At 31.6% G+C, this 1,342-nt stretch carries 1 protein-coding gene; it reads left to right on the plus strand.

All coding sequences use genetic code 11. The features are described from left to right. Positions 1–70: 70 nt before the first annotated feature. On the plus strand, positions 71–1,120 hold the full coding sequence (locus AC3WVG_RS11950) for a hypothetical protein (protein WP_488798342.1): 1,050 nt from the start codon (positions 71–73) through the stop codon (positions 1,118–1,120). Positions 1,121–1,342: the final 222 nt, after the last annotated feature.

Consider the following 1,342-nt stretch of genomic DNA (forward strand, 5'->3'; position numbering starts at 1 on the left):
TTATATCAATAGATATTATATATATATATGATAAAATAAAGAAAATTAACAAACTACAAAAGGAAGAGAAATGGACAACAAGAGTGATATATCTAATGTAGATATGTTGGAGGCTAAAGAGATAGATGGTTCTAATGAACTTAATTTAGAGGAAAAACTTATTATTGAAGATGAGAGAAGAAAGCCTATAAATAAAAATGAAGAGGCAAGAGAGTTAGTAAAAAACTCTATTGAGCTTATCTCAAAAGCAGATAAAGATATTGAGGTTACAAAAAAAACTATTGCAACGGATGTAAATAGATTAGAAGAGATAAAAAACAGTTTCTTAAACACAACATTTACCCAAAGTCAAATTCTACTAGAAAAGATCTCTTATGACTATTCCAAACATGAGCCAAAAGAGCCTTTTGAGATTTCCCTTGGTACTACAAATGAGAATATCAAGGTCAAAAATATTACTTCTGGAGTATTCTCTGCTTTTGTTCTTGCACTATTAACAATGATTATTACTGCCGGTACTTGGATATATGTAGCTAGTATGAAAGCAGGTGTTACATTACAACTTCAACCACCAACACTACCCACCCATGAGGATATTGAGAAGATATTAATTTGGATTGGTGGAGGCATGACTGGTGCTAATGGTAATCCTATGTTCGGTATGATTACGATTGGACTTTCCGCTCTAATTCTTGGTATTTTGGTATATAAAACTTTTCTATCTTTAAAAGAGAGTAAAAACTTTAAAGTGGCAAATGATATATATCAAAAATCACATCTCTATGTAAAACAACAAAAAGAGTCAAAAAGTGAGATGGAGAAGATAGATGAACATATTAAAAATATAATCCCTATGGTTGAAAACTATAAATATCTATTAGATGAGCAGAATGCAAAGATGCAAAGAGTGTTACATGTAGAGGGTATAAAAGAGGATTATAGTGAATATCACCCATCATCTATAGAGATCATGAGAGATACCGAAAAACTCATGAATAGAGTAGAGGAGTTAATAACAACACCAGTGACAAAAGATAGTAAACTAAATGAGGTTTCAGAGTATGCTCTCTATGAGGCAAATGAGGTTTATGATTACTACCTCTCTAAAATCTACAACTAGTCATAAACCTCTTTAGCAATTGGTATTATGGTACGACTGACAAGAAAAAACTATATAAAAGCATAAATAGGTCACAAAAACCTATATCAACCTACAGAGTCCACACTTCATCATTTGAGTGGCACTTGATAGCCACTCTTTACCTGCATCACTATTCCATTGTTAAACATAAGGAAATCGTTAGCACTTTTTATTACTTTGGGTTTGCATAACTTAAAAAGA

The sequence above is a fragment of the Desulfovulcanus sp. genome (assembly GCF_982781345.1).

Coding starts and splice junctions, on each gene's coding strand:
- AC3WVG_RS11950 (WP_488798342.1), top strand. CDS start 71: ATGGACAACAAGAGTGATATATCTAATGTAGATATGTTGGAGGCTAAA.